Source organism: Deferribacter thermophilus (assembly GCF_049472675.1).
Classification (GTDB): Bacteria; Chrysiogenota; Deferribacteres; order Deferribacterales; family Deferribacteraceae; genus Deferribacter; species Deferribacter thermophilus.
The window spans coordinates 1-25,437 of sequence record NZ_JAPNXM010000005.1; the positions used below are offsets into that span (position 1 = coordinate 1).

The following is a 25,437-nucleotide window of genomic DNA, read 5'->3' on the forward strand; positions in this document are numbered from 1 at the left end:
TGACATACAGTACACTGGCCTGCAGCTACAGGTCCATGAGCAAAATCAAGTTTTTTAATATCATTATGACATTTTGAAGTAGTACAACTTTGAGCATAAGCAAAAGATATCATAAATACTGTCACAAAAAATAAACAAAATAATAATCTAATTTTGCTCACTATTACCTCCTCAATTTTTATTTTTACAATCAATTAAGCAAAAATCATGCCAAATCATATCTAAATTATAACCCTTTTAAAAGTTTTTAATAAATTTAACAAAACAACATTACTTTTATTTATTAATTGACTTAATGAAGTAAAAAGATACATCACTTTAAATAACATCATCATAACCATTAAATATTTCGCCATTTTTACAAAATTATCAATAAATTAAATTACCTATTACTTTTTCCAATGTCAAAACTCTTAAGTACTCACCATCCTAAAATTTCTAATCACAGCTATTAAAATCATTCATTTTTATAATAAGAGCATCTTTAACCACAATATAAAAGTAACCATCACCATATACAGCTGATTTTATAAAAAAGTCATTACTATAAAAGTGCTCATATTTAAATTCATAAAATGTCGCGTTGTAAGTAATGTCTGCATATAAGCTAAAAGAAAATAACAAAAACAATATTACTTTAATAGCTATGAATCTAAACATGTTATTCTCCCTGATAAACAACTGTCCTATTTTTCCCTTCTCTTTTTGCTTTATATAAAGCCTCATCCGCTTTTTTAATCAAATCTTTAATATCTTGTGCTTCTTTTGTAGAACATACCCCTAAACTTATAGTAACTTTCAAATCTATATTAACTGCATGAAAACTTCTGTTTTCAACCTCTTTTCTGATCCTTTCAGCAACCTTAGATGTAGAATAACTGTTTAGTCCAGGTAAAACAATCAAAAATTCCTCTCCTCCATACCTGCCTACATAATCATACCTTCTACAGTTGGTTTCTAAAACTTCTGCAACATCCTGAAGTACAATATCTCCAATCTGGTGTCCGTATTCATCATTAATTCTCTTAAAATTATCAATATCTATCAATATAACTCCTACCTCATGACCAATCCTTTTACCTCTTTCCACTTCCCTTTTCAGTTTTTTCTCTATAGCACCTCTATTAAGAATCCCTGTTAGCGCATCATGGGTAGCCATTTCATAAAGCTTTTGATACGATTCCTTTAGTCTTCTTTCAAGCTTCAAAATCCTAAAACCAGAATGAATTCTAACATTCAACTCTTCGTAATCGTAAGGTTTAGAAATATAATCATCAGCACCCTTTTTTAGGGCCTCAATCACATCCTTCTTCTCCTTCTTGCCAGTAACCATAACGATATAGACATAGCGATCTAAAATGTTATTTCTAACATACTCACATATTTCAACACCTGTAGTATCAGGCAACATCCAATCCAGTAGCATTAGCCCAATATCTTTATCATTCTTAAGGCACTCGATAGCACTTTTACCATTCGTGCTAACTACATAATCATAACCCCATTTTTGAAGGTAAATCGTCGTAAGCTCTATATAATCTTTATCATCTTCTACTATTAAGACTTTTAAGTTGTCCAATTTCTCAGACATTAGCTTACTCACTCTTTATCATATTCGATTGAATCAATCTTTAATTTTAATTCCTTAATTTTACTGCTTAATTTAAAAATATAACCGGATATTAAGATCCAAATAATTAAATAAGCTGAAAATAGATACCATAAGTTTTTCATAACGACCTCTCTATTTTTCTTTTAATAAGTATTTTACTTTTTCTTCCATTAAACCTATTTGCACTCTTTTTATCAATAAAGCAAAATATAATGCTGTAAATGCAATCACAGAAACAATTAATGCTACAAGCATATCAGGATGTAGTCCACCACCCCCTTTTTGTAATACATTTGGGTGAATTGTTCTCCACCATCTAATCGACATAAAAACTATAGGAACATCAATAAACCCCACAATACCCACTACAGCTGAAAATTTTGCTCTTTTATCATCCTCATCTACAAATTTTCTAAGCATCAGATATCCCACATATATAAACCAAAGCACCAGTGTAGTTGTCAATCTAGGATCCCAAGTCCACCATACCCCCCAAACTGGTCGAGCCCAAATTGGCCCTGTTATCAAAACAATTGTACAAAACACAATACCTATTTCTGCAGAAGATGCTGCTATCTCATCATAAACCTTTTTATCATTGATAAGGACAAATATGGAGAAAATAAATGTTATAAAAAATGCAAAAAAAGCAATCCATGCACTTGCAACATGAAAATAAAATATTTTCTGTATAATACCCATCACCTTTTCAATAGGGGCAAAAATAAAAGCAAAATATAATGCTGCAGAAATAAGCACAAAAGCTAAAGCAGAAACAAATTTGTCCAACTTATCTACTACACTCATCTATTCCTCCACTACATAGTCAAAAATAACATAAATAACACATGTAAATATTATATCAAATGCCAAAATCAATTTAATCCATTTTGCAGCATCTGTAAATCCACCATCAAAATAGAAAATATTTAAAGACTGTATTGAAGCCAAAATTATAGGGACTAAAAGAGGCAACAATAACAACGGTAACATGAGCTCTCTTGTTTTTGATTTTACAGAAATTAATGAGAAAAGTGTCCCTAAAACGGAAAAACCATAACTTCCAGACAAAAAGACTAAAAGTGTGCCTAAAACATTTTTTTCAAAAAGATTAATATTATAAAATATCATAAAAATAGGTATTGTCATTAGCTCCATTAAAAGTAAAAACAAATAATTAGATATTACTTTTGCAAAAAATATCGCACTTCTATCAACAGGAGCTAATAACAAAGCATTTAAATTACCACCATTAATCTCATTCATAATCGATTTGTTAAGCCCAAGCACACCCGAAAATGTTATAGCCATCCATAAAATACCTGCAGCAATTTCATCTTTGTATTCAGCTCCAGGTTCAAAAATAAAGCTAAATATTACAACCACTAATAAAGAAAAGACCAGCATTGAGTTTATCACTTCTTTAGATTTTAGCTCTAAAATTAAATCTTTTTCCACTATTGTAGAGATTACCGTAAAATACTTTTTCATTTTACCACTGCTGTTACAGTTGATAGATATATATCTTCAAACTCAGTAGATGGCAAAAGATCTTTATCTTCATAAAGCATTATCTCCCCCTTGTTTAAAATCATAATTTTAGTAGCAAGCTCATAACCTTTTTGTAGGTTGTGTGTAATCATCAAGATAGTCTTATTCTTATCAAATTGACTTTTTAATATATTAGTCAAAATATTAGATGCATGTTGATCCAAGCCTGTATAAGGCTCATCGAGAAAAATTATATCAGGGTCATGAATTAAAGCTCTTGCAATTGAAAGTCGTTGCAACATCCCTCTTGAATAATTTTTAACCATATCATGCTTTCTTCCTATTAGCTCAACACTCTTTAAAAGCTCATTAACTCTATCTTCCAAATTTTCAACACCATACAAACTACCATAAAATTTTAAGTTTTCATAAGCACTCATATTTTCGTATAAAAAAGGTTGATGCGATATAACGCCAAAACATTTTCTAAAATCACTTGATATATCAGCCAATTTTGTACCATTATAAAAAATATCACCATCAGTTGGTCTAATCTGTGTAGACAATAGCTTTAATAATGTGCTTTTGCCCGCGCCATTTGGCCCAAATATAGATACAAAATCACCTCTACTAATAGAGAATGTTGCCCTATTCAAGGCAACATTCTCACCAAATCTCTTTGTTAAATTTTTTACTTTTATAATTTCATTCATAACCTCAAAGCTCTTTACCCTTTTTATCACTTAATGAGTAAATACCACCTACAACCATTATAAAACAACCGATCCAAATCCATACCACCAATGGATGATAAATAGCCTGTATCCCCACAATACCCTGATTTTTATCATAACTTGCAAGTATTAAATATAAATCACCCAATATAGTAGTATAAACTGCAACCTCTGCATAAGCGTGTTCATTGTTTTTATAAAATCTTCTTTCAGGCTTCATAGTTATTATGTACCTACCATCTTTATATACGCTAACAGGAACAAATGCAGAAACATAGTTAATCTTTTGCTCAAACCTTAAATCTTTTACTATTAGTTTATACTCATCAAAAATTATACTAGAATTCTCTTTAACCACTTCATCTGTATAACTTTTATAAAAAGCAGATCCAATAACACCAAAAGCCATCATACATAACCCCAGGTGAATAATCATTGCTCCATAAAATCTTCTATTTTTAAATAAAGCACTGACACCTGCATTTTTCAAATTGTTTACAACCTGAATGATAATAGCGAAAAACGCAAAAAAAGTAACCATAAACAGAACTAGAGGGATTATTTTGGTGTAACCTTTAACATAAATAATCACTCCAACTACTAAAGTTAACACTACTGAAAGCCACAATTTTTTAATAATCTCACTAATGTTTACTTTCTTATACGGCAATAAAGGGCAAATCCCTGCAAGAAACAGCAAAGCTATAAAAAATGGTATTGATACCTTGTTATAATAAGAAATATTTACACTACTTTTACTTGATGAAAATAATTCAGAAAATATGGGAAGTGTTGTCCCAAATAAAACAACCAACATCAAACCAACAAAAATCCAGTTTGTTAAGAAAAAAGCTCCTTCTTTAGACAAAAGATGAAAATCTTCTTTTTCTTTTAACTCATTTAACCCTTTATATATTAATATAATGAAACCTATGGCTATCAATATCATGAACCATAAAAAGTATGTTCCAAGGGGAGATTTCCCAAAACTGTGTACAGAATCTATAACTCCACTTCTTGTTAAAAATGTACTAAAAATACAAAGCTCATAAGTTACAAACGCAAGAACATAAGTCCAAATTTTTAATCTTCTTATTCTTTCATACATAATTGCACTATGCAGCATAGCTGTACCTATAAGCCATGGGAATAAAGATGCATTTTCCACTGGATCCCATGCCCAATATCCACCCCAACCAAGTTCTACATAGGCCCACTGACCGCCTAGTACTATACCAATTGTTAGAAAAATCCATGCCAACATACTCCAATTTCTTGTAAGCTTTAGCCATTTTGCACTGTAATCTTTTATCACTAAAGAAGCAACTGCATAAGCAAAAGGTAATGTATAAAAAACATATCCGAGATATAATGTAGGAGGGTGATAAAACATCCCAGGATTTTGTAACAATGGGTTCATCCCAAGTCCATCAGCAGGGAAAAAGTCAAGCTCTTTAAATGGGTTTGAGACTGCAGTAGTTAATAATAAGAAAAATGTTGAAGTAACAGTTACCACCAACATTATAGAACTTTTATATTTTACATCTAATTTCTTATGTCTAAACAGTTCTATTAAACCAGCTAAAGTAATGAGCCAGCCCCAAAAAAGAAGTGAACCTGCTTGACCTGCCCAAAATGCACTAATCTTATAAATAAAGGGCAAAGCTCTATCCGTGTATTGAGCAACATACTCCATCTTAAAATAGCTTGTAGCCAACGCATAAACTAAAATAAATGAAGCAAGTGTTGTCAGAACAGCTTGAATGATAAATAGAATATTCCCTATTTTATTATTTTGATCATCGCTTTTATTGATAGACCAAAAATAAAATAAAATTGCAATAAACCCTGCAAATAACCCAGCAATTTGAAACAAATTACCTATACTACCCATAATTCCTCCTTAACAAGTAAACATTGTTATTAAGTTGATTGTACAATTCAAAATTAGTTCAATACCGTTTAGTTATTTTCTTTTACTTCAGCCTCATATTTTGACGGACATTTTGCCAACAATGTATTTGCTCTAAAAATATTGTCTTTATCTACCTTCCCTTCTACAATAACACCAACATCCTCTTTGAATGCATCTGGGATAATCCCTTTATATACAACCTTTATCTTTGCTCCTTTATCATCAACAAGATTAAACTCCAAATACTTTTCGATCGGTTTTTTTATAACAGATCCATTTTCCACCAAACCACTAACTCTCAGTGATTTCCCATAATACTTTTGTAAATCTTGAGTTAACTCACTCACTTCTAAATAATAAACGCCTGCACTCTTAAAACTTGACATTATCAAATATAATATAACTGCAACAACTATAACACCTGGAATTATTATTTTTAATCCCTTTCTCATAACAACCTCACTTGACTTTTATTCACAACATATATATTAGATTTAAAAAAAATAAAAAGGTTTTTTTTTAAAATGGAAAATATTAATTTTTTTACTGCCTTTATTGCAGGAGTTTTATCATTTTTATCACCCTGTGTATTACCTTTAATACCTGGGTACATATCATTTATATCTGGTGAAAGTATTGAGACATTAACAAGTGAAGAGTCTTTATCACCAAAATTAAAGGCAATAATCGGGGCAATTTTTTTTGGAATAGGTTTTACTCTAGTTTTCATTTTACTTGGAGCAAGTGCCACAACTATCGGCAAGCTTATTAACCAGTATAGATTAATTTTAGAAAAAATAGCTGGTATTATAGTAATTATTTTAGGTTTACATTTAGTTGGAATATTTAAAATTAAACAACTGCTTGTTCAGAAAAAATGGAATTATCAAAAAAGAAACTTCCCCTTTTTTATAGAAGCTTTTCTATTGGGGGTAGCATTTGTTTTTGGATGGACTCCTTGCATTGGACCAATTTTAGCAGGTATTTTAGCTTTAGCTGCTAAAGAAACCACCGTTTATAAAGGGATGTCTTTGTTGTTTGTATATTCCTTAGGGTTATGGATTCCGTTTTTGCTTGCTGCTATTATGTTAGGTGCTATGCTTAGTACACTAAGAAAAACCGGAAAGCTATTAATAATTATAGAGAAAATTTCTGGAGTTTTACTTATCTTTATAGGTGTACTAATCTTATCAGGTTCAATGACTGTCGTTATAAGTTATATGTTAAAAATTTTCCCATTTTTATCAAAACTTAATCTTTAAATTTTATTATCTTCTTCTACAGCCTCAATCAATTGTTCTGCAAAATCAGGTAAAGCAGAATCAACCCTTACCCAAGGTGAAATCAATCTAATACCAATTGGATTTTCCAAAAACTCATTTTTCGCATTTACAATTGCCTGTGTAAAAGCTTCCACAGAAACAATTTCGCTATGTCTATCAAAAGGGACACCATTAAGCATAGCAAGAGCATTATATGACTCTATAGCATAGCGAGCTTGTTGAAAATAGGTACTAATTAATGATTTAAATAAAGCTTCAGAAAGTACAACCCCCTCTTGACTCAGCACCCTAAACATAGTCTTTGCTATATCTGTAGCCATTCTTAATAGACCTTTATTAGGTTCATTCTTATTTAAAGTATTATGCTTATGTTCATAGACATCAAGAACCTCTACCTGACAAATCCTGTTTATAGAAGTATTTTGATAAATTTCACTCAATAAAGAAACTTCTAACCCCCAATCAGGTGAAAACCTAATCCCTTTTGCTAACTCCCTTATTATAGCAAACTCTCCAGATAGTGCATACCTAAAGCTGTCTAAATAATCTAAAAATTTATTATCAAACCCTATCAGTCTTTTCAAAGCCCTTACAAGAGGTGTAAAAAAAAGCCTATTTACTCTTCCATAGATTTTATCAGAAACCCTAGCATAATAACCTTTACTAAATTCATAATTTAACCCTCTATGTATAATGGGGTATACCAGTTTTGCAACAATACCCCTTTTATAATTTACTATATCACAGTCATGTAATGCTATAGCATAGAAATTGTTTGCTAAAATATAACCTAAAGCCATCCAAACTACCCTGCCTTTACCAGGGATATTTAACGGAAAACCTTCTTTTAAAAGCTTTTTATAGAGATTTTGAACTCTTTTGCCATGGTTCCATACAATTTTAACATTCATAGGTAAGTTGCTCATTACTTCTTTAACATGTAAAAACTGTTCTTCTGATGCCTGATCCAAGGATAAAACTACTGTATCAACTATTTTTGACTTCTTTAATTCTTCAATTATAGTGTACATTGCAGGTCTTTCAAATTCAGAATAAAGTGCAGGCAATAAAAGAGCTATTTTCCTTCTATCAATAAACTTGATTATCTCATCTTCAATATCATCAATTGATCTATTTGTAATATTTTGCAAAGTGGTAATTAAACCATTTTGAAAAAAATCAGCCATAAAACCTCCAACTTAACTATTCATTATCTTATTAACTAAATAGACTACTGCTTCATTAAAACCTTTAGGTCCAATTAATTCTGTATAAACAGTATTTTCTATATCAAGTTTTATATGAGTACCATCATGTCTTTTTACAACCACAGGATAATCTACCTCTTTTAACATATCGATGTCATTGTTACTATCCCCTACTCCTATTGTAACAAATTCTTTTAAAATTTTCCTATAAATTTCTAAAACTTTTTTAACTGCCACCCCTTTATCCTGCTTCTCACCAACAAGATGATAAAACCTACCACCTTTCAAAATCTTAATTCCATAATTCTTGCAAAAATTTTTCATATCATCAATCAAACTGTCATCAAAACAAATAAAAGGCTCGCTAAACTCCCTCTTCTTACTCAGCTCTAACCTATCATCAGGTAAGCTCATCACCTTTTTTAGTTCGTAATCATCCATTTCCGAAAAAAGTTTTATATTAAATTTCTCTTTAAGTTTTTTCCCACAACTTATCAAATCTTCCCTTTTCTTTCCCAAAATCAAAGCATATAAACCATTTTCTAATCTTACTGCACCTTTTGGCAATAATGGAATGTTTTCATGAAAAATTATTGCACCACCATTTTCAACAATAAAAGGGTAATTTATACCAATCTCTTCCTGTAATTTTAATACTTCACTTTTTGTTTTGCTCGTTGTAAAAATTAACGGGATATTTAATTTCTTCAATAAATTAATAGCTTCAATTGCATCAGCAAATGAGTAAGTAAAATGGTCTAATAATGTCCCATCTAAATCGGTAAACACTAAAATATTTGCCATTGCTCTTTTTTGAAAAGTTAATGTGCCTCTGGCTTTAAAATTACAACAGTATAATTGCCAGATATATATCTTTTAGATACATCTATAATATCCTTTAATGAAACATCTTCCAAATTTTCTATATACTTATCAAAAAAATCATGCCCCAAACCTAATATTTCAAAAAATGCCGCATACCAAGCTTGTTTATAATTGGTCTGCGCTTCATTTAATATCCTTCCCATTAAATAATTCTTAGCCTTCAAAACATCATTTTCATTTATATATTTATCAGGTTCTTTACCCACATTTAAAAATGTTTTTATTGCATCATCCACATTTTCATAATTTAAACCGATATAATTGACAAATCTCGAATTACAAAGTCTTGATGGATAAAAAGAACCTACAGAATAAGCATAACCTTTATCCTTCCTTAAAATATTAAAGAAAACGGAACTCATACCACCACCAAGTATATCTGAAAGAAGTTTTACTTTGATGTAATCTTGAGAACTAGCCCTTGGAGCATCAAACCCTAAAAAAAGCTTTGCCTGCTTTATATTTTTATGAGTTAATTCAACTCTCTTTGTTTTAGTTAACCCACTATTTTTACATTCGATTTTCAATTTTTCTCCAGTTGGAATTTCTTCAATAATTTTCTTAATAGGTGTTAACTGCTTTTTATCAAAGTAACCTGCTGCTGAGACAACCATATTAGACCCAGAAAATAACCTATCTAAATAACCGTAAACATCGTCTAAAGTAAAATTTTTAACTGTTTCTAATTCACCTATTAAATCTTTTGAATAAGCAAACCCTTCATAAGTTTCTTTCATAAATCTTTTAATGGCATACTCATCAGGCCTATCTAAAATGGTCTGAATCCTCATAATTGTTATTCTTTTTTCATTTTCAAAAATTTTTGGATCTATTTTTCTATCAAATAACAGTTTCTTAAACAATGGAGTAATATCATTTAAATATTTAGAAGGGATTGATAATGATATCTCTGCAAAATCAGAGCTATTATTTGCATGAAGAGATCCGCCTATATCCTCTACAAATTTTAACAGTTCACTGCTCTTAACCCAGCTATTTAAAGCTATATTGCCAATCCCTGAATTTTCTTCATTCTCTAAAAATTGCCCACCTTTAATCATTATTACAAGACTAAATGTAGGGATATCACCTCTTCTATTTTCTATAAAAACAGAACCATTAGACAATAGCACTTTCTCCCCTCCTGCATATGCAATATTAAAAATAATCATGATAAGTAAAACAATACTAATTTTCTTTAACAATTACTCTTCTCCCTACAATCTCAACTTTATCATTTACTATCAAATTTATTGCTTGAGGATATATCCTATGCTCCTCTTTCAAAATTCTATCTGATAGTGTTTCTACAGTATCATTTTCTAATACTGGAACAGCAGCCTGAATAATAATAGGGCCATGATCAACCTTTTCATCAACAAAATGGACAGTACACCCAGTTATTTTTACGCCATACTCCAAAGCTTGCTTTTGTGCATTAAGTCCTGGAAAACTTGGTAAAAGTGATGGGTGTATATTTATAATTCTATTTCTATAAGCGCTTACAAAATAAGGGGTTATAACTCTCATAAACCCTGCCAAACACACCAGATCAATCTCTTTCCCCCTTAATAAATCAACAATATATTTATCAAACTCCTCTCTACTTTCAAAATCTTTTGGATTCACAAATCTTGCATCTAACCCTTTTTCTTTAGCGAAAATCAGCCCTTTAGCTTCTTTTTTATCGCTAATCACAAGAGCTATCTCTGCATTAGATATATCCCCATTAGAAATGGCCTCATAAATTGCTCTAAAATTTGAACCTCTACCCGAAAGTAGGATAGCTAACCTTTTCAAAAATCAACTCCTGATATTTTTACTGTTTGATTACCTTCAACAACTCTGCCAATTAAAAATGCATTCTCACCACTTTTATTTAAAGCATTTATTAAATCATTTGCTGATTTTTCCTCCACTACTAAAACCATCCCTATACCCATATTAAATACTCTAAAAAGCTCTCTTAATTCGATATCTGTATTTTCTCTGATAAATCTGTATTCAAAGAGTTCAGGTATTTCTTCACTATATATTTCCACACTGCAGTTTTCAGGTAAGATTCTTGGAATATTCTCGTAAAAGCCGCCACCTGTAATATGAACTACCCCTTTTAAACTATAGCCTTTATCAATAAGTGTTAAAATATCCTTAACATAAATCTTTGTAGGCTTTAACAAAATATCAGCAACAGTTTTATCTTCTTCAAGTTTATCATCAATCTTTAATTTCATTTCTTCAAAAAAGATCTTTCTTAACAATGAATACCCATTACTATGAAATCCATTTGATTTGATCCCAACAAGAACATCACCAGGTTTAATTTTACTTCCATCAATTATCTGATCATAATCCACAACACCAACACAAAATCCAGCCAAATCAAAATCTTTGTCAGCATACATTCCAGGCATTTCAGCAGTCTCACCACCTATCAGAGAACAACCAGCTTCAATACACCCTTTAGAAACCCCCTTTATAATATCACTCATTTTATTAGCATTAAGCTTTCCTGTAGCAAAATAGTCCAAAAAAAACAGGGGCTTAGCCCCTGTCACAACCACATCATTAGCACACATAGCTACAAGATCTATACCTATCGTATCATACCTCTCAGCCATTATAGCCACTTTGAGTTTTGTACCTACACCGTCTGTGCCTGAAACTAAAATAGGTCTTTTATAATTTTTTATAAAAGAGATATCGTAAAGGCCAGCAAAGCCACCTATTGAACTTAATACATTTTTGTTAAAAGTTTCTTCAACATACCTTTTTATCTTACTAACAAACTTATTCCCTTCATCTATATTAACACCGCTACTTTTATAATCAATTTTCTTCATCTTCTTTAACACCTTTTTTAAGTCTTTCTATCTCTTCAATAATTAGTTTTTCTGCTAACTCAGGAACAATTTCCCAAATAACCTTTTCTAAATTTTCTTTTAAAATTTCTTGCATAACCTCTTTTAACAGTTCTTCAGTTAAAATTTCACCCAGAATACCTTTAATAAGATCTTTAGTTACCTCATTTTTTATATCAGATTTTATTTCATCTTTAAAGCTTGCAAAGGCTTTATTAAAAATTTCTTCTATTTCATCTTTATTAACACCTATATTCTCCTTGTTATCTAAAGCAAGCTCCCTTTCTAAAGCATCATCAATCCTTTCATCAATAAATTCTGTAACTTCAGGCTTAACTTCAATATCTTCCAATTCAGCTGTTGATTCAATTTCATCAATATCTTTCAAAACCTCTTCTTCTTGAGCTTTGAATTCATCAGATACCTCTTCACCTACAATCTTTTCTTCATCTATTTGCTCTGAATCCATTTCTGAAATTTCTTCCGTTGCACTAACATCTATACCACTTAACTCTTCCAACTCATCAAGCTCTTTAGTTTGTTCATCAACTAAATCAACAGTTTCATCTTCATCAGCTTTTACACTATCATCAGCAAAAGCTTCTTCAAGCTCTTTTAAAATATCTTCTTCAGCCTCAGCTTCACCTTCATCTGCTAGTTCCTGCACTTCTTCTGCCTGACTTTCCTCCGTAATATCTAATTTTAATTCATCTGTATCTTCCTCTTTAATCTCCTCATCAGTTTCAGCTTTCGTAATCTCCTCCTCAAGATCTTTGAATATATCGTCCAAAGATTCCTCTTTTTCTACAGCTTCAGTATCCAATAAGCTTTCTTCAATCTGCTCATCTTCTTGACTTATTATATCCTCAAAGCTCTCAAGTTCTTTATCAACTTCTGGCTCCATTTCCTCTACTGAAGATAAAAGCTCTTGTACATCTTCACTTTGACCAGTTTCTTCTTCAACAGCAGTTTCTTGAGTAATCTCAATCTTTGAATATTTTTCTATTGCTTCTTCTAAAGCTTGTGAATTAAATGGCTTCAATAAATAGGAATCGGCTCCGTATTTTTCAAGATCAGCTTCATCAAAACTATCAAATGCCCCAACAAGCAAAATAACAACAATTTGAGGAACTTTACTTTTAATTTCTCTAATAAAATCGTCAATCTTTACATCTGGTAGTTTATTGTCCAGTAAAACAATATCTGGAGTTATTTCGTTAAGTTTTTGCATAGCTTCATCAGCAGAAAAAGTCTTTACAACCTGATATTTCTCTTCATCTAAAGAAAGATCAATAACTCTGTGAATCGTAATACTGTCATCAACTAACATTATCTTTTTCATAAGCTACCTCTATTAATTTTTCAGCATCTAGCAAATATATCAAATTATCTTTATATGTTACTACACCTTTTAAAAAATCCAGTTTTTTTTCACCTTTTTCGAAAGGCTTATATTCATTATACTCTAAAATATCATAAATTTCATCACATATTATTCCTACATAAGTTTTGTTGTTAGTAACAAACAAAATATATTTCTTATTCGAATTACCATCCAAATAATCAGATAAATCAACAACTGTTAACCCTTCAGATTCATCATACTCTTCAAATAAGGAAACATGTAATAAATCTTCTAAATTCACTAAAAACATCACATCTGCAATTTTAAACATCAGTGCTTTCATGCTCTATCCCTTTTAAAATGCCTAAGATCATCTCTTCTGTAAACGGCTTCACAATAAATCCATTAACACCTAATTCCAAAGCTTTTGTTTTATGTTTTTCTGTTCCTCTAGAAGTAATTACATATATTTTTACACTTTCATCTTCAAGATTATTTCTTATCTTATCTATCAGCTCATACCCATTTAAATTTGGCATTTCCAAATCAGTAATAATATATGGAACTCGATGATGCTCTAATACTTCTAAAGCTTGTAAACCATCTTTTGCTTCTAATACCTTATAACCATTTCCAACTAAAATATCTTTCAAATATTTTCTAACAGAAATAGAATCATCTACAATTAACACACCATTTGAGTAATAAGTAGCCGATTTACCCTTTTCTAAATTATCAACCTTAATAAAATCCCTTGTCTTTAATTTTGAAGAGAATAATCTTAAAGTATCTATAATTGGTCTAACCTCACCACCAGAACTAATTGACGCTCCCAAGTATTTATCAATTCTTGCAATAAATGATTTAAACTTCTTTGTAACTGTTGTCTCTCTACCAAATATGTCATCAACTTGAATAATATATTTTTTATTAGGACCAGAAACAAGGATACCGTATGAATCGTTTTTAAACTCATTCCTATTTTTTAAACCAAGAGCTACAGCTAAATCTATGATTTCGTATACATCTTTCCTTATATTGTAAAAAAAATGATCCCCTATTTTTTTTATATTTTTTATATCAACAGGGATAATTTCATAAATTGACTGTAGAGGAATAGCAAATTTTCTACCTTCACAGCCAATCAAAAGATAATCAGCAATAAACTGTGTAACTGGGATCATAATTGTAAATTTTGTATATTTATCCTTTTTAGTAGAAACAGTGATAGTCCCACCTAAGCTTTCCACATTTTTCTTCACTACATCTAAACCAACACCTCTACCAGAAACATCAGAGATTTGACTTGCTGTTGAAAATCCAGGTTGAAAAATATAAGATATTAACTCATCGGTTCGAAGTTGAGAGGCTTCATACTCTGTCAATAACCCTTTTTCAACTATTGTCATCTTTATCTTTTCAATATCGATCCCACTTCCATCATCTTCAATATCAAACAATATAGAGTTACCTGCTCTATATGCCGATAATTTTATATTTCCTATATTAGATTTCCCTTTTTTAAGTCTCTCTTGCTTATTTTCAATGCCATGTGAAACGGCATTTCTTACAAGATGCAAAAAAGAATCTGTTAATAAATCTAAGATTGCTTTATCAATTTCTAAATTCTCACCAGAAACTGTTATATTTATATCTTTCCCTTCTTGTCTTGCAGTAACAGTTGCTGTTCTCATGGCAGTATTAAATAAATTTTTAACTGGAACCAGTTTGATATTTGTCAAACTTTTTTCCAAAGAGTTAGTTACTCTGTTTATATAGTTTATATCGTTTTGGATTTGTAAAAACTTTTGAGACAACAATGCAATAAGACTTGTAATATCTGTACCGATCTCAACCAACTGCCTTGATAAAATATTTATATCAGTATACTTATCAAATTCCCCATCAAAAAAGTCTGACAGTAATTGGAACCCTTCTTCACTTTTGTCACTTTCTACATTGCTTGTGTTATACATGTACTTTTCTCTAAACTCATCTAAAACTTTAACAAGCCTATCTCTTGAATATTCTAATTCTTTAGAAATTGAAATAATTTCCCTAATATTTTCATTTTGCTTGTTTCTGGTAACTACTAACTCTCCAGTCAAATTCAATAAGAAATCGATTTTTTCTAAATCTACTCTAACGAAAGACTTATTACTTTCAGGCTCTTTTACAGGAAATTCTTGATCCACAATGTCATGAATTTTATCTAAATTTTTTACTGTAGAAAGATGCTCAGGAGCAGATCCACTCAGTGCTTTTTCTTGAGAGTCTATAGATTCTACATTTTCTTTGATATCTAACAATTCTAGGTAATGATTTTTTAAATCTTCAGTTAAATCATTCTTATTTTTCTGTAAATAATCATTTAACTCATGAAAAACTTCCAAAATTTTCAAAATCAGATCTCTATTTCTTTCAAGTCTCCCAGTTTTAAGATCATCGAATATATCTTCTACTCGGTGAGCAACAGCTGAGAAATTTTTAAAATCAACCATTGCAGAAGAGCCCTTAAGAGTATGTGTACTTCTATAAATTTCTTCTATTATTGACCAATTACTCAAATCGTTTAATAAAACATTAATCCCATTAAAAATGGTCTCAAAATGTTCTTCTGACTCTAACAAAAAAAACTGTACTAATTCTTTTTTATCTATTTTAGCCATAATTTTTTACACTTTAAATCTATTAACAGCATCATTAAGCACTTCTGCTAGCTGTGATAGTGTATTAATAATCCTGTTGGTATCTTCAACATTATTAGCTGTATCAACAGCAATATCCTTAACTTTTTCAGCCATTTCAATTACACTATCAGTTTCTTCAGCTTGAGCTGAAATACTTTCTGCCATTTCATCCATAGCATCACTAACTTTTTCAAGGCTAACATTAATTTCAATCAAAGCATCACCAGCTTCCTCTGTCTTTTGTGAACCCAACTCAATTTTAGAATAACTCTCCTCAACAAGCTTTACAGTATCCCCTGTTTCAGATTGAACGGTTTTAATCAAATTACTAATCTCCTCGGTAGCTTCATTAGTTCTTTCAGCAAGTTTCCTAATCTCATCAGCAACAACAGCAAAACCATGACCATATTCACCAGCTCTTGCTGCCTCAATAGCTGCGTTTAAAGCAAGCAAGTTTGTCTGGTTTGAAATCTCACTAATAACTCTTGTAATTTCATTAATTTCCATAGATTTTTCACCAAGGGATTTCACTTTTTTACTAGCAAGCTGTGAATATCTCCTTACATCGTTCATAGCTTCAATGGTTTCTTGCAATAGCTTACTTCCATTTTTAGAGCTTTCATTGGCTTGAACAACTAATTTTAACGACCTATTTGCATTTTCTAATACATTCAGCATCTGATTTTTAAAATCATTCAACTTACTAACAACCTTTTCCAACTCCTCAATCTGTACATGAGCACCAGCAGTGGTCTTTTCTGAAGATTTTATTAGCTCTTCAGTTGATTGAACTATAGAATCACCTGCTTTCTTAATTTCACCAATTAATTCTTTGATACTCTCTGTCATAAGGTTGAAAGCATCTGCAACTGAGCCCAATTCATCGGCAGTAACTTCTGCCTGCACAGTAAGATCACCATCAGCTGCTTTAGAAACGACATCCATAAGATGAATTGCCTGACGCTGCAATCTTTGTCTATCCTCTTCTGTCTGAATATAATTTTTAAGTTCATCAAGCATTTCGTTTAATGTATTTGCAATATCCCCAAGTTCATCTTTTCTATTAATTTTCACCCTTACATCATAATTACCCTTTTGTATCTGTCTCATTGTTTCGTTAATACTAAAAAGTGGTGCAAAAAGGATCTTAAAGAGGACAAAAGATATAACAAACATAATTGCAGCAAATATTACAGTTGTAACGAAAGCCTGCTGTCTACCCTTTACAACTTCTCTTAAAATATAGTCTTTACTCTTGAAAAATCCCACATTTAAACCAAGCTTATTAAGTTTTACTCTTGCAAATGAGCCAACAAAATCTTTATTATTAATATTTAACACTTTATTAACTGAAGTTCTCTTAAACAAATTATTTTTTTCACTTTTTAAAATATTAGCAAAAAATTCATCAGGAGCTATTAATAATCCATCCTTTTTAAGTGTATTCAAAATAACATTTCCATCATCATCAAGAATAACTACAAAACCATAATTTAATAAATTTCTTTCACCTTTATGACATTCACTACAAGTTGCTTTTGGTAAATGGGTATCACTGACCGTGTATGTCTTCTTAATATAATTTAAAACATAATTAGTATCAACTACAGCCCCTAAAACCCCAACCAACTTATCATTTAAATAAACACCTGTATAGTAAACAAAATAAGGGAAATCTAAACTTAAAAAGGGCTCGAAATAAACCTTACCTTCTTCGATATCTTCAAAATATATAAACTCATCTATTTCAGGAACTTCACCTTCAAAAAGGTATTTTTTAAAAACATAATTATAATTTTTATTAATCAAAAAATAACCCTTAAGATATGCTGTATCTTCATCCTCCTCAACAACTGTCAATAATTCATCAAATACTTTATCAAGTTTTCTTGTATCATAACCTGGCAAGAAAGCAGACTTTACTTCTTGCAATTTTGAAACTATAGAAACAGCAGTATTAATATCTTTATCAACTTCAGTCAATATTACCCTTACATTGTTAACCTTACCTGACAAATCCTTTTGGGCCTGCTCAACAGCAAGATTAGCTGCTCTTTGATAAAGAAAAAAGGTAGATAAAAAACCTGTAACAAAAATTAAAACCAAAACCATAATAAACAACTTAAGATTTAAGCTTAGCCTCATAGCTCTCTCCTTATGAAACTTTAAATTTATTATAAAACTTATCTATATCTAAAACTTTGTAATTTTTATTATCAAATTTAATTTGAGCCCTAAAAATATCTTCATCAGACTCTTTTAAAAGATTTTTATTGATATTTTGTAATCCTAAAACTTCATCAACAAAAAGACCGATCTGCTCGTTGTTATATTTAATTATTAGCAATCTTGTATTATCCGTTCGAAAAGTTGTTGATTCTTTTAACTCCCCTTTTAAATCAACAATAGGGATAACTTCACCTTGATAATAAATAATACCTAATATATGTGGAGGTGCTCCCGGTAAATCCACTATATCTTTATATTCCAAAACTATAAAAACATCTTTCATCTCAACAGATAATAATGCATTTCCCACTTTAAAAAGAATAAATGGAATTTCATCCTTTTTTGTAACAATGATTTCTCTTTTTAATTTCTTATCTAACAGCTCTTTAATCATAGTAATTTTTTCACAGTCGATACTAAAACATCTATATTAAAAGGTTTTACAATATATTCATCAGCACCCTGTTTTTTACCCCAAAATTTATCACTTTCTTGCCCTTTACTTGTAACAATCACAACAGGGATCTCCTTTAAAAGGTCATCCTTCTTTATTTCGCGACACACCTGATATCCATTTTTGCCTGGCATTATTACATCTAATATTACAAGATCATATTCATTTTTTCTCACTTCTTCTAAGGCTGAATCGCCATCAGACACTGCAACAATTGAATAACCTTCTGCCTCCAAGGCTTTTTTCATAATCTCCCTTTCTGTCGCACTATCTTCTGCAATCAATATCTTTTTCATTCAATCCTCCTTATTAAATAGTTAAAAATCCTGTTAATATTAATGCACCTATTGTATTTTTAGCAATATTACTATTGTTTCCAAAGAAACTCAATATTTTCTCTACTGTTCTTTCACCATTACAAAGTTCATAAATCTTTTTTTCAAAATCTGTTAAGGAAGACAAATCAGCTGCGACTTGTCTCGGTATCAAAGCGCCATCATAAACAATTTTATTTATTTCAGCCCTTTCTTCTAAATAAAGGCTATAACTCTCTTTTAGTTTTGAACAATCAAACCTAAATCTAGATAGCATATTCTCAGGTATATCTATCTCATCAAAATAATACCTAAAATCATTATTAAGAATTTCATAAATAATTGAATTTAAATAATATTCGTAATGTTTTCTTAAAAACTGATCAGCAAAACCAAGATTTCGCAACTGCTCATACAATTCGCTTAAACTATCAACCTCTAACAAGCAAACTCCACATACATCTTGATAAAGCTCGAAAATATCCTTTATTTTATCTGAACCTCTGAAAGCATGAATTATAAAACCATTTTGAATATACAGGTGTATATCAGTATCATTATTGAAAAATATTAACTCACCTTCAAATTTATTTGCTAGATCCACCAGCTTATCCAAATCTATGAAATCACCTTTAACATCGCTAATCATATAACCTGTCTCAAATTTTAAAGCTTTTTCAATCAAAGCTCTTAATGCAGGCAAAACCATCGCTTCAACTTTTGCAGAAATAACACCTACAGTATTATCAGCATGTTCTGTTTCAATGTTCTCTACTTCTTCTTTAGTATCTGATGTATCAGTTATTGAATCAACTTCAATACCTTTAACTTCTAACATCTCCTTTACTTTTCTTTCTAAATCTTCCGCCTGAAAAGGTTTCGCAATACAATCAATATTTGTAAACTTATTAATAAACCTATCCCCTACTTTATCAGCTTTACTAGTAATAAGTAATATCGGTATATCCTTTTTCATATCTTCTCTTATCATTTTAGCAAATTGGAAACCATTCAGTTTTGGCATCACAAAATCTAATAAGATAATATCAGGCTCATTCTCTCTTAATTTATCAAAACCTTCTTCCCCATTATAAGCAGAAAATAAAACATACCCATTTTCTTCACTAAATATCATTTTAAAAAGTCTATGCATTGTAGGGCTATCATCTATCGCTAATACCTTATACATAACAAAGCCTCCAAATCAAGTATTCCAGTTTGTAGGAATATATATCTTTTTATAAACTTCAATTGCATACCTATCCGTCATACCTGCAATGAAATAAACAATAGCAGTTTTTTTATCAACAGCAGCCTTCTTAAATATATCAGGTACATATTCATAGTTATTCTCATAAAATTTATATAAATCAAACAATAACTTATACGCTTTATCAAACTCTTTTTTAATTATATCACATAAATAAACTTTATCAAATAAATATTCTCTTAAAGAGTCAATAGCTTTAAGCATTTTTTCAGACATCATGATTTTTTCATAATTATTTTCAATGGTAGTTTTTACAATATCCTTAACCGCATTATGTATTCGTTCACCATGGGTATAACCAATACTATTTAAAATATCTTTCGGGATATCTTCAAAAGATATAATTTTTGCTCTAACAGCATCATCAATATCATGATTCACATAAGCAATAATATCAGCTAATCTAACTATCTGACCCTCTAATGTTTTAGCAAGCTTTTTATCATCAAATATTGGCCCCACACCCTTTGAATGTTTTGCAATACCATCCAAAACTTCAAAAGTTAAATTCAAACCTTCACCATCTTTTTCAAGCTTTTCAACAACTGTCAATGAATGAACATAATGCTTAAAAGGTTTGCCTAAAATATCTGAAAGTATCTTCTCCCCTGCATGCCCAAAAGGGGTATGACCAAGATCATGCCCCAATGATATTGCTTCTACTAAATCTTCATTTAGCCTCAAAGCCTTAGCAATGGTTTTTGCTATTTGCATAACTTCTAAAGTATGTGTTAGCCTAGTCCTATAATGATCACCTAACGGTGATAAAAACACCTGTGTTTTATGCTTTAATCTTCTAAAAGCTTTAGAATGAATTATCCTATCTCTATCTCTTTGGAACTCAGTGCGAAGCTCACACTTTTCTTCAGGCCTGTTTCTGCCCTTTGAATACTTAGATCTAGCTGCTTTTGGATGTAAATACTTATCCTCTAACTCTTCAATCTCTTCTCTTATCATTCACAAACCTTTTAATGAACTCATTAACAGGTTTTGGTACAAAACAGCTTACATCTCCACCGAGTAAAGCAATTTCTCTAACCATACTTGAGCTTAAAAATATATATTTTTTATTTGGCATTAAAAAAACTGTTTCGCATTCAGGATAAAGTTTTCTATTCATTAAAGCCAACTGAAGCTCATATTCAAAATCAGAAACAACCCTTAGCCCTCTTAATATAACATCAGCATTTTTCTCTTTCATGAAATCTACAAGCAAATTGGTAAAAGATTCAACACTAACATTCTCTAAATGAGACACAGACTCCTCTATCATTTTAACTCTATCAGATAGATTAAATAATGGTTTTTTCCTCTTACTTTCTGCAACTGCTACTATTAATTTTTCAAACATTCTTGAACCACGCTCAATAATATCTAAATGTCCATTTGTCAAAGGATCAAAAGTCCCTGGATATATAGCAATCATCATTCCAACTCCAAGTAATATATTATTGTGTCTCCATATCTTTTACTATCTATCAATTTAAACCCTTCATCAATCTGAAATTCTGTTCTAATACTTTCTTCATATATTAAAACACCATCTTTTGCAATAGTTTGATACTCTTTTAAACACTGCATTATATCTTTTGAGTTTATTTTACCATAGGGAGGATCAATAAAAACAATGTCATATTTTTTATTAACCTTTTTTAAACCTTGAAAAATATCTCGTTTTATAATTTCATAATTATTCTTTTCTAATAACTTTACATTTTTAATTAATGTAGAAACATCTTTATCTATAAAAGTAACAAAATTGGCACCTCTGCTTATCGCTTCAATACCAAAAGCTCCTGTCCCAGCAAAAAGATCCAATACATTAGCATTATCAATTTTATCATAAATTTTTGAAAATATCGCTGATCTTACTTTATCACTCGTTGGCCTTACACCAGAACTCTTTGGCGAGATCAAATATCTCCCCTTTAATTTCCCACCTGTTATTCTCAAAATATTCACTCCACACTGTTTTTAAAATTTCACTAAAAGTTATTTTTTTATCATAAATTACATCAAAAGATTTAACAATCACCCTTTTATAGTTTGGAAAATTTCTACATAATCTATTTTTCTCATTAATTCTTAAATATAAATAAATCACGAATGTCATAATAATATCACCAAAAGATGGGTGAAAATAGCCACCTACTATTTTATTTTGAAAATTTGAGTTATTGTGCAAACCAACTCTCAACACAGTAGCACCTTTATATGATGCTAAAAGATAATAAATTGATGAAACAGCAATTACTTCTTCAAAAGAAAATTTAAGATTATTTTTATAGTTAGCCAGTTTTGTATTTTCAAAAACTACAGTTGGGTATATTCTAAAGTAATCAAAATCTATGGTTCTAATTACTTCTACATTTTTTTTGACATCATCTAACTTTTCACCATACATACCCACCATAATCTGAATACCAACTCTAAACCCCTCACTTTTTAATCTATTTATAATCCCAATAACATCATCACAACTATAATCTCTTCCGTTCACTTCTATCACTTTGTCAGAAAAACTTTGAACCCCCAACTCTATTTCAGCTACATCATGTTTATGAAATTCATCAATCAGATAATTATCAAAACCTGAAGGGTAACAAGAAACTCTAATTTTATTAAATTTATATTTTTTTGCCAAATCGTACAAAAACAATCTTTGGGTTTTATTTAATAGATTAAAACTCCCCCCATAAAATGCTAATATAGACCAATCTCTTTTAATTTGTAAAAAATATTTTAGTTGATTTTCAACATCATATTCAAAATTGACTAACTTTATATCTGTAATACTATTTTGATCACAATAAATACATCGTTTTGGACATCCTACAAATGGTATAAAAACAGGCAAAACACCTTTTTTTTGAATCATCTAATTCAAAATTTGCTCTTTTAAATATTTCAATGCTTTTCTTGCAGCATCAATCTCGGCTTTCTTTTTATTTTTCCCAACTCCAACAAATGTTTCACCGCTTTCTAAACTAACTTCAACAGTAAAAGTTTTATCATGCTCAGGCCCTTCTTCCTTAATTACGGAATATTCGGGTAAATACCCAAATTTTTGTTGGGTTATTTTTTGTAGCTCAGTTTTAGGATCTATATCTATACCATTTTTTATATACTCATCCATCAAATCAGTCATCAGCATCAAAACTATTCTTCTAGCCTCATTATATCCACCATCTAAATAAACAGCACCAATTAAAGATTCAAAAATATCTGCTAAAATTGATGGTTTCCTTTCCCCTCCAGTAGCGAGTTCCCCTTTTCCTAATCTTAAAAACTCATTCAATTTAATTTTCAAAGCCACATTACTTATTATATCTTCACTAACAAAAAAGGATCTATATTTAGAAAGAATACCCTCTTTGAGATCTTTATACTTAACAATTAAATATTCTGTAACAATGAGTTGTAAGACAGAATCACCTAGGAATTCGAGCCTTTCATAATCCTTTTTCAGTTTTTTCTCATAAGCATAAGATGAATGAGTTAAAGCTTCAAGTAACAACGACTTACTATTAAATGTATAACCAATTAACTCTTCTAATTTTTCCAAATTATTCATATCTTTTTAGTACTAAACAGGCGTTTGTCCCTCCAAATCCAAAAGAATTACTAAGAGCATATCTTACCTCAGCATTTATCGGTTTGTTAGGTACATAGTTTAAATCACACTCTGGATCAGGATTTTCTAAATTAATAGTTGGTGGAACTACTCCATCTTTAATTGCCATTGCACAATAAGCAGCTTCAACACTACCAGCAGCACCTAATAAATGTCCAGTCATAGACTTTGTAGAGCTTACATATAATTTATATGCATGTTCACCAAAAACATTCTTTATCGCTCTAGTCTCTATAATATCATTATAAGGTGTTGAAGTTCCATGCGCATTAATATAATCAATTTTATCAGGTGTTATACCAGCATCTTTTATTGCCATTTTCATTGCTCTGCTAGCGCCATCACCAGATTCATCAGGAGCAGTGATATGATAGGCATCACCTGTCATACCATAGCCTACCACCTCAGCATAAATTTTTGCTCCTCTTGCTAGAGCATGCTCTAACTCTTCCAAAATTAAAATACCAGCTCCCTCCCCCATAACAAAACCATCTCTATCCACATCAAATGGCCTACTTGCCTTTTCAGGTTCATCATTTCTTCTAGAAAGAGCTTTCATATTTGCAAATCCAGCAACTGCAAGTGGTGTAATTGCACTTTCAGCCCCACCAGCAAACATTATTTTAGCATCCCCTCTTTGAATAATTTTAAAAGCATCACCTACTGCATGAGCTCCAGTTGCACACGCTGTAACTACACTACTATTTGGTCCCTTTAAACCATACCTAATAGAAATAGCACCACTACCCATATTTATAATAACTGATGGGATAAAAAAAGGTGATACCCTTTTAAAGCCTTTTTCCATGTAAACTGCATGCTGATCTTCAATCGTTTTAAATCCACCTATACCTGAGCCAATAATAGCTCCTGCCTCTTCATGATCTATATTATCAAAATTCAAATTAGCATCTCTTGCTGCGAGCTCTGCTGCAACTAAAGCTAAAACAATAAACTCATCAAATCTTTTTATGTCCTTTTTATCAACAAAAGCCTCTTTATCAAAATCTTTAACTTCAGCAGCAATTCTTACTGGAAAATCAGAAGAATCAAATCTTGTAATATAACCCACACCTGACTTTCCAGCCAAGATATTTTCCCAATTTTCTTGCAAACCTACACCTAATGGTGTAACCAAACCTATCCCAGTAATAACAACTCTTTTATTCACAGAATCCTCCTAACAATCTGATTAATCTGTAATATATCATAAGATACTACATATCTTGAAGCATCTTATGATATATTACAAAGGTAGAAGGGGGCTCCCCTTCTACTCCATATGTGCTTTAATATAGTCTATAGCATCTTGAACTGTTTTTATCTTCTCAGCCTCTTCATCAGGGATTTCCATACCAAACTCTTCTTCAAAAGCCATAATAAGTTCAACAGTATCAAGAGAATCCGCTCCTAAATCATCAACAAAAGATGATTCAGGTTTGATCTCATCTTCTTCAATATTCAATTGCTCAGCAATTATCTTTTTTACTCTTGCTTCAATATCAGCCATCT

General features: G+C 30.7%; 29 protein-coding genes. 1 reads left to right on the forward strand and 28 read right to left on the reverse strand.

Annotated elements, in window-relative coordinates:
* Nucleotides 1–221: 221 nt before the first annotated feature.
* The 9 genes from OWM07_RS05640 to OWM07_RS05680 form a co-directional block, all read right to left on the reverse strand.
* Complete coding sequence (locus tag OWM07_RS05640) at nucleotides 222–356, reverse strand: hypothetical protein (protein ID WP_423302699.1); 135 nt, start codon at nucleotides 354–356, stop codon at nucleotides 222–224.
* Between the two features lie 82 nt (nucleotides 357–438).
* A complete protein-coding gene (locus tag OWM07_RS05645) occupies nucleotides 439–660 on the reverse strand; it encodes a hypothetical protein (protein WP_423302700.1) in 222 nt (73 codons plus the stop codon).
* A 1-nt stretch (nucleotide 661) separates the two neighbouring features.
* Nucleotides 662–1,591, reverse strand: a complete 930-nt coding sequence (locus OWM07_RS05650; RefSeq protein ID WP_423302701.1) for a GGDEF domain-containing response regulator — start codon at nucleotides 1,589–1,591, stop codon at nucleotides 662–664.
* Nucleotides 1,592–1,599: 8 nt separating this feature from the next.
* Nucleotides 1,600–1,734 (reverse strand): CcmD family protein, encoded by a 135-nt coding sequence (locus OWM07_RS05655; RefSeq protein WP_423302702.1) that lies wholly within the window; start codon nucleotides 1,732–1,734, stop codon nucleotides 1,600–1,602.
* A 10-nt stretch (nucleotides 1,735–1,744) separates the two neighbouring features.
* Nucleotides 1,745–2,419: a cytochrome c biogenesis protein CcsA gene (ccsA, locus tag OWM07_RS05660; protein ID WP_423302703.1), complete on the reverse strand. Its 675-nt coding sequence runs from the start codon at nucleotides 2,417–2,419 to the stop codon at nucleotides 1,745–1,747.
* Nucleotides 2,420–3,103: a heme exporter protein CcmB gene (locus OWM07_RS05665; protein ID WP_423302704.1), complete on the reverse strand. Its 684-nt coding sequence runs from the start codon at nucleotides 3,101–3,103 to the stop codon at nucleotides 2,420–2,422.
* Nucleotides 3,100–3,816: an ABC transporter ATP-binding protein gene (locus tag OWM07_RS05670; protein ID WP_423302705.1), complete on the reverse strand. Its 717-nt coding sequence runs from the start codon at nucleotides 3,814–3,816 to the stop codon at nucleotides 3,100–3,102. The genes OWM07_RS05665 and OWM07_RS05670 overlap by 4 nt, the downstream gene beginning before the upstream one ends.
* Nucleotides 3,817–3,820: 4 nt before the next feature.
* Complete coding sequence (locus OWM07_RS05675) at nucleotides 3,821–5,731, reverse strand: heme lyase CcmF/NrfE family subunit (protein ID WP_423302706.1); 1,911 nt, start codon at nucleotides 5,729–5,731, stop codon at nucleotides 3,821–3,823.
* A gap of 68 nt (nucleotides 5,732–5,799) precedes the next feature.
* A complete protein-coding gene (locus OWM07_RS05680) occupies nucleotides 5,800–6,204 on the reverse strand; it encodes a cytochrome c maturation protein CcmE (RefSeq protein ID WP_423302707.1) in 405 nt (134 codons plus the stop codon).
* A 72-nt stretch (nucleotides 6,205–6,276) separates the two neighbouring features.
* Between OWM07_RS05680 and OWM07_RS05685 the strand changes: the two genes are divergently transcribed.
* Nucleotides 6,277–7,014, forward strand: coding sequence for a cytochrome c biogenesis CcdA family protein (locus tag OWM07_RS05685; protein WP_423302708.1), 738 nt, complete (start codon nucleotides 6,277–6,279; stop codon nucleotides 7,012–7,014).
* Here the strand turns inward: OWM07_RS05685 and OWM07_RS05690 are convergent.
* The 19 genes from OWM07_RS05690 to acpP form a co-directional block, all read right to left on the reverse strand.
* The gene (locus OWM07_RS05690; RefSeq protein WP_423302709.1) at nucleotides 7,011–8,222 is read right to left on the reverse strand and encodes a glycosyltransferase family protein; all 1,212 of its coding nucleotides are present in this window, start codon (nucleotides 8,220–8,222) and stop codon (nucleotides 7,011–7,013) included. The genes OWM07_RS05685 and OWM07_RS05690 overlap by 4 nt on opposite strands.
* 12 nt (nucleotides 8,223–8,234) lie before the next feature.
* On the reverse strand, nucleotides 8,235–9,047 hold the full coding sequence (locus OWM07_RS05695) for an HAD-IIB family hydrolase (RefSeq protein ID WP_423302710.1): 813 nt from the start codon (nucleotides 9,045–9,047) through the stop codon (nucleotides 8,235–8,237).
* A gap of 17 nt (nucleotides 9,048–9,064) precedes the next feature.
* On the reverse strand, nucleotides 9,065–10,333 hold the full coding sequence (locus tag OWM07_RS05700; RefSeq protein WP_423302711.1) for a M16 family metallopeptidase: 1,269 nt from the start codon (nucleotides 10,331–10,333) through the stop codon (nucleotides 9,065–9,067).
* Entirely contained in the window at nucleotides 10,317–10,928 is a 612-nt protein-coding gene (gene purN, locus OWM07_RS05705) for a phosphoribosylglycinamide formyltransferase (protein WP_423302712.1), read from the reverse strand. Before purN ends, OWM07_RS05700 begins: the two co-directional genes overlap by 17 nt.
* A complete protein-coding gene (gene purM / locus OWM07_RS05710) occupies nucleotides 10,925–11,962 on the reverse strand; it encodes a phosphoribosylformylglycinamidine cyclo-ligase (RefSeq protein WP_423302903.1) in 1,038 nt (345 codons plus the stop codon). Before purM ends, purN begins: the two co-directional genes overlap by 4 nt.
* Nucleotides 11,958–13,331, reverse strand: coding sequence for a response regulator (locus tag OWM07_RS05715; protein ID WP_423302713.1), 1,374 nt, complete (start codon nucleotides 13,329–13,331; stop codon nucleotides 11,958–11,960). Before OWM07_RS05715 ends, purM begins: the two co-directional genes overlap by 5 nt.
* On the reverse strand, nucleotides 13,309–13,677 hold the full coding sequence (locus tag OWM07_RS05720) for a chemotaxis protein CheW (RefSeq protein ID WP_423302714.1): 369 nt from the start codon (nucleotides 13,675–13,677) through the stop codon (nucleotides 13,309–13,311). Before OWM07_RS05720 ends, OWM07_RS05715 begins: the two co-directional genes overlap by 23 nt.
* The gene (locus OWM07_RS05725; protein ID WP_423302715.1) at nucleotides 13,658–16,003 is read right to left on the reverse strand and encodes a hybrid sensor histidine kinase/response regulator; all 2,346 of its coding nucleotides are present in this window, start codon (nucleotides 16,001–16,003) and stop codon (nucleotides 13,658–13,660) included. Before OWM07_RS05725 ends, OWM07_RS05720 begins: the two co-directional genes overlap by 20 nt.
* A gap of 6 nt (nucleotides 16,004–16,009) precedes the next feature.
* Complete coding sequence (locus OWM07_RS05730) at nucleotides 16,010–18,169, reverse strand: methyl-accepting chemotaxis protein (RefSeq protein WP_423302716.1); 2,160 nt, start codon at nucleotides 18,167–18,169, stop codon at nucleotides 16,010–16,012.
* A gap of 10 nt (nucleotides 18,170–18,179) precedes the next feature.
* On the reverse strand, nucleotides 18,180–18,647 hold the full coding sequence (locus OWM07_RS05735) for a chemotaxis protein CheW (RefSeq protein ID WP_423302717.1): 468 nt from the start codon (nucleotides 18,645–18,647) through the stop codon (nucleotides 18,180–18,182).
* Nucleotides 18,644–19,003, reverse strand: a complete 360-nt coding sequence (locus tag OWM07_RS05740) for a response regulator transcription factor (RefSeq protein WP_423302718.1) — start codon at nucleotides 19,001–19,003, stop codon at nucleotides 18,644–18,646. The genes OWM07_RS05735 and OWM07_RS05740 overlap by 4 nt, the downstream gene beginning before the upstream one ends.
* A 13-nt stretch (nucleotides 19,004–19,016) precedes the next feature.
* A complete protein-coding gene (locus tag OWM07_RS05745) occupies nucleotides 19,017–20,210 on the reverse strand; it encodes a response regulator (protein WP_423302719.1) in 1,194 nt (397 codons plus the stop codon).
* A 15-nt stretch (nucleotides 20,211–20,225) separates the two neighbouring features.
* Nucleotides 20,226–21,248 (reverse strand): deoxyguanosinetriphosphate triphosphohydrolase, encoded by a 1,023-nt coding sequence (locus OWM07_RS05750; RefSeq protein ID WP_423302720.1) that lies wholly within the window; start codon nucleotides 21,246–21,248, stop codon nucleotides 20,226–20,228.
* Nucleotides 21,229–21,720, reverse strand: a complete 492-nt coding sequence (gene coaD, locus OWM07_RS05755) for a pantetheine-phosphate adenylyltransferase (RefSeq protein ID WP_423302721.1) — start codon at nucleotides 21,718–21,720, stop codon at nucleotides 21,229–21,231. The genes OWM07_RS05750 and coaD overlap by 20 nt, the downstream gene beginning before the upstream one ends.
* Entirely contained in the window at nucleotides 21,717–22,208 is a 492-nt protein-coding gene (gene rsmD, locus OWM07_RS05760) for a 16S rRNA (guanine(966)-N(2))-methyltransferase RsmD (protein ID WP_423302722.1), read from the reverse strand. Before rsmD ends, coaD begins: the two co-directional genes overlap by 4 nt.
* Nucleotides 22,168–23,169: a radical SAM protein gene (locus OWM07_RS05765; RefSeq protein ID WP_423302723.1), complete on the reverse strand. Its 1,002-nt coding sequence runs from the start codon at nucleotides 23,167–23,169 to the stop codon at nucleotides 22,168–22,170. Before OWM07_RS05765 ends, rsmD begins: the two co-directional genes overlap by 41 nt.
* On the reverse strand, nucleotides 23,170–23,865 hold the full coding sequence (gene rnc / locus OWM07_RS05770) for a ribonuclease III (RefSeq protein WP_423302724.1): 696 nt from the start codon (nucleotides 23,863–23,865) through the stop codon (nucleotides 23,170–23,172).
* Nucleotides 23,858–25,096: a beta-ketoacyl-ACP synthase II gene (fabF, locus tag OWM07_RS05775; protein WP_423302725.1), complete on the reverse strand. Its 1,239-nt coding sequence runs from the start codon at nucleotides 25,094–25,096 to the stop codon at nucleotides 23,858–23,860. The genes rnc and fabF overlap by 8 nt, the downstream gene beginning before the upstream one ends.
* Nucleotides 25,097–25,198: 102 nt before the next feature.
* On the reverse strand, nucleotides 25,199–25,435 hold the full coding sequence (gene acpP, locus OWM07_RS05780) for an acyl carrier protein (RefSeq protein WP_423302726.1): 237 nt from the start codon (nucleotides 25,433–25,435) through the stop codon (nucleotides 25,199–25,201).
* Nucleotides 25,436–25,437 lie beyond the last annotated feature (2 nt).